Origin of the sequence: Caballeronia sp. LZ043, from assembly GCF_031451075.1 — a bacterium.
GTDB lineage: Bacteria > Pseudomonadota > Gammaproteobacteria > Burkholderiales > Burkholderiaceae > Caballeronia.
Genome location: NZ_JARUXT010000049.1, coordinates 1 through 813, shown reverse-complemented (window position 1 = coordinate 813; position 813 = coordinate 1). Strand labels below are relative to the sequence as shown.

Here is an 813-nt window from a genome sequence, read left to right as displayed (position 1 = left end):
TCAGACCGCCATGCACAGGTACTTGATGACGACGTAGTCATCGATGCCATAGTGCGAGCCTTCGCGGCCGAGGCCGGATTGCTTGACGCCGCCGAACGGTGCGACTTCGTTCGAGATCAGTCCGGTGTTGATGCCCACCATGCCGTATTCGAGCGCTTCGGCCACCCGCCATACGCGGCCGATGTCGCGGCTGTAGAAGTAGGCGGCAAGACCGAATTCGGTGTCGTTGGCCATGCGCACGACTTCTTCGTCGGAGCTGAACTTGAAGACCGGCGCGAGCGGGCCGAAGGTTTCTTCCTTCGACACCTTCATGTCCGGCGTAACGTTCGTGAGCACGGTCGGCTCGAAGAAGCCATGGCCGAGTGCATGGCGCTTGCCGCCCGACACCAGCGACGCGCCTTTCGCGAGCGCATCCTCGATGTGCGATTCGACCTTCTTCACGGCCGCTTCGTTGATCAGCGGTCCGAGCACGACGCCGCTTTCGGTGCCGTTGCCGACTTTCATCTTGCCGACTGCCGAGGCGAGTTTCTGCGCGAACGCGTCGTAGACTTTTTCGTGGACGTAGAAGCGGTTGGTGCAGACGCAGGTCTGGCCGCTGTTGCGATACTTCGAGGCGACGGCGCCTTCTACGGCTGCATCGATATCGGCATCATCGAACACGATAAAGGGCGCGTTGCCGCCGAGTTCCAGTGTGACCTTCTTGACGGTCGGCGCGCTTTGCGCCATCAGCAGTCGGCCGACGGCGGTGGAGCCGGTGAACGAGAGCTTGCGCACGATCGGATTGCCGGTCATTTCCTCGCCGATGGCTTTCGG

The 813-nt window shown here is 61.9% G+C and carries 1 protein-coding gene; it reads right to left on the bottom strand.

What is annotated here, in order from left to right:
- Positions 1-813, bottom strand: an 813-nt coding sequence (locus tag QCE64_RS36425; protein ID WP_310009211.1) for an aldehyde dehydrogenase family protein, incomplete at its 5' end; no start/stop codon positions are given.